Source organism: Bacteroides sp. An279, assembly GCF_002159615.1.
In the GTDB taxonomy this organism is placed as follows: domain Bacteria; phylum Bacteroidota; class Bacteroidia; order Bacteroidales; family Bacteroidaceae; genus Phocaeicola; species Phocaeicola intestinalis.
Genome location: NZ_NFJA01000168.1, coordinates 1 through 3,088, shown reverse-complemented (window position 1 = coordinate 3,088; position 3,088 = coordinate 1). Strand labels below are relative to the sequence as shown.

The following is a 3,088-nucleotide window of genomic DNA, read 5'->3' as shown; positions in this document are numbered from 1 at the left end:
CTCCTGTTCTTCGTCAGATAGCCCGCTATCTTCCTCATCACAGAAGCGAAAATGCCTCAAAAACTCATCCCAAATCATCGCACGATAAATTCAAAACAGCTTCTGAAAATGAATGTCTGCAAACTGTCAATGCATACTCCTAAAAAATGAATATATACTGCATACGCGGTTGAATATATACTTCATCTGCCTACGGATATATACTTCATCTGCCAATGCAGTAGTACTGACTTTGTCAAGTAAGTGCATTCCGTAGTCAGATGCACTAATATGGAAACCACTTATGCCGTTATCTTCATTGTCAAAGGGTATGTATTGGTTGTTTGCGGACATTCATTATTGCTCTTTTTATCCGATGTAAAGACTCAGTTCAATATAAAGAGCGGTCGGGTGCTCGCTGTCACCCTCTTCAAATTGGATTTTTCCTTCGCGTGCCAACCAGCCGATTGCGGCATTTAGTTCACGGTCCCGTAAGCCTGTAGCCTTTTTTAATTCCTGGTATTCCCATTTTCTGTTGTCACCATAGAGTATTTTCCAGATGACTCCTGCGCTTTCGCCGATACTTTGCATGTTCATAGTCGTATGGTTTTTAAGATGAATGGTTCTGTTTGGGTCAGCGTTTTTTGATATTTCTGCCTAAACTTTGATACAAATATACTGAATTTAGCGATAAATTCCAATATTTTTTGTAATTTGGTGGCAAATAACCTATATGTTTAACTTTTAATTCTTATGGCTTATGAGAAAATATTTGGCAGAAATGCTCGGGACGATGATTCTTGTCCTGATGGGATGTGGCAGCGCTATCTTTGCAGGGAATGCGGCAGATGCTCTTGGTGCAGGCGTAGGAACGTTGGGAGTTGCTTTGGCTTTTGGTTTGTCGGTGGTAGCTATGGCGTATACCATCGGTAATGTTTCGGGATGTCATATCAATCCGGCTATTACGTTGGGTGTATGGATGTCGGGTCGTATGAGTACCCGTGATGCAGCAATGTATATGATTTTTCAGGTGATAGGGGGCATTATCGGTTCGTTGCTCCTGGTACTTCTTGTTTCTACCGGAGGGCATGGCGGACCTACCTTGTCTGGTGCGAATTCGTACGACTCTGGAGAAATGGCTCAGGCTTTTATTGCCGAGGCAGTGTTTACCTTTATTTTTGTATTGGTGGTATTGGGTGCGACTGATGAAAAGAAGGGAGCGGGTAATTTTGCCGGACTTGCCATTGGCTTGACTTTGGTTTTGATTCACATTGTATGTATTCCTATTACGGGGACATCGGTCAATCCTGCACGTAGTATCGGTCCTGCCTTGGTGGAAGGCGGTCAGGCACTGGAACAGCTTTGGCTCTTCATTGTAGCACCTTTCGTAGGAGCTGCGTTCAGTTCGCTGGTATGGAAGACCATTGGTGGAGGACGGGTAAACCGGTAGTGTCGTATATGTAATAAGGAGAAACACAAGGATGCGTCATTTATGTATTTTTTTGACGCATCCTTTTTTTAGTTCCTATGTTTGTAATGTGCTAGCAAAATAGCATAAAGCCAAGAGAATTATTAAATTTGTAAATGAAAGAAATAACTTAATAAAACCTATGACTTTATGCGTAAACAAAGTAACACATTAAATTTTGAAGGACAAAATATTTACGTAGGAATTGATGTGCATTTGAAGAGTTGGACAGTAAGTATTCTGAGCGATCATCTCCACCACAAGACATTCGTTCAGCCCCCGAGTCCGGAAGCCCTGTCCTCTTATCTTCACGCGCATTTTCCCAACGGGAATTATCTGTCAGCCTATGAAGCCGGTTTCAGTGGCTTTTGGGCGCATTATAAATTGGTTGAAATGGGAATACAGAATATAGTGGTTAATCCGGCGGATGTCTCCACCAGCCAGAAGGAACGTCTTCAGAAGACGGATGCAGTGGACAGCAGGAAAATAGCCAGGTCTCTGCGTAGCAATGAGCTGACCGCCATCCATGTCCCTTGCAGGGAGACGTTGGAGGTCCGTACCCTTTTGCGCAGCCGTGACGCCCTTGTCCGTGACCTGGCAAGAATGAAACAGCGCATCAAGGCATTCCTGTATTATTATGGGATTGACTATCCTAAAGAATTCCAGCACAGCGGCACCCACTGGTCACGCGCTTTCATGAACTGGCTGCGTAACGGCATCCGCATGGATACGGAGGAAGGGGGCGCCGGTCTTTCCCTTTTGCTGGATTCCGTAGAGTCACAGCGCAGGCTTCTTCTGGAAGCGACACGGAAGCTGAGGGCGCTTTCCCGTTCAGACGGATATGCCACCGACTACGAACTGCTACGTTCCGTCCCGGGCATAGGCATGATAACGGCTTTGTCTTTACTCGCCGAACTGGAAGATATACGGCGTTTCGCCAATTCGGACAGGCTTGCGGGGTATATCGGCCTTGTCCCCACTTCCCACTCCACGGGTGAGAAAGACAATAAGGGGGAGATGACCTTCCGGGGGCAAATGCAGTTAAGGAGCAAACTGATAGAATGCGCATGGTTCGCAGCCCGGATTGACCCGGCCTTGAACATGGCTTTTTCAAAGCTGACCCGGCGGATGGAGCCTAACAAGGCCATTGTGCGGATAGCCCGAAAGCTGCTGAACCGGATCTTTTATGTCTTGAAATATAAAAGGAGATATAAGAATGAGACAGTTGAATGACACGATGGACAACAACTATATGAATGACCGCTGACAGTTTCTTGCAGCCATCAGGTCTGCTTTCTTTAGAATGCGGCATTTTACTTTAATAGGACTGAAAAGGAACATGTGACCGGGAACTTCCCGGTTCACTGATAGAAGGTTGTCCATATAATAAGTTCCGGCAAGGAAAACGGCAGGTTTTCTTAGCCATACAGCGATATCCGTAACACAAAGGGACAGGACCGATGTCCCATCCCTCAACAATGTTACGGCGTAACGCAGGGAGTCTATTGCTGGCAAGTTGCTCCTCAGCAGAGCTTGCATCCTCTTCAACTCCTTGATTACAAAGCTAATGAAAACCTTTAATAAAATAAAAAAATTCTCTGGATATTTGGATTACAACATAGAAGAAGCTGTTTTGAATTT

The 3,088-nt window shown here is 45.1% G+C and carries 3 protein-coding genes; 2 read left to right on the top strand and 1 reads right to left on the bottom strand.

The features are described from left to right. Positions 1-348: 348 nt before the first annotated feature. Complete coding sequence (locus tag B5F78_RS16245; protein ID WP_087209749.1) at positions 349-576, bottom strand: winged helix-turn-helix domain-containing protein; 228 nt, start codon at positions 574-576, stop codon at positions 349-351. Positions 577-739: 163 nt separating this feature from the next. Here B5F78_RS16245 and B5F78_RS16240 point away from each other — a divergent pair, with 163 nt between their 5' ends. Beyond that, entirely contained in the window at positions 740-1,429 is a 690-nt protein-coding gene (locus B5F78_RS16240) for an MIP family channel protein (RefSeq protein ID WP_087209746.1), read from the top strand. Positions 1,430-1,597: 168 nt separating this feature from the next. Then, positions 1,598-2,680 (top strand): IS110 family transposase, encoded by a 1,083-nt coding sequence (locus B5F78_RS16235; RefSeq protein WP_087407231.1) that lies wholly within the window; start codon positions 1,598-1,600, stop codon positions 2,678-2,680. The last annotated feature ends 408 nt before the right edge of the window (positions 2,681-3,088 follow it).

Excerpts from the sequence above, each read along its gene's own strand:
- B5F78_RS16240 (WP_087209746.1), top strand. The coding sequence starts at position 740 with ATGAGAAAATATTTGGCAGAAATGCTCGGGACGATGATTCTTGTCCTG.
- B5F78_RS16235 (WP_087407231.1), top strand. The coding sequence starts at position 1,598 with ATGCGTAAACAAAGTAACACATTAAATTTTGAAGGACAAAATATTTAC.
- B5F78_RS16245 (WP_087209749.1), bottom strand. The coding sequence starts at position 576 with ATGAACATGCAAAGTATCGGCGAAAGCGCAGGAGTCATCTGGAAAATA.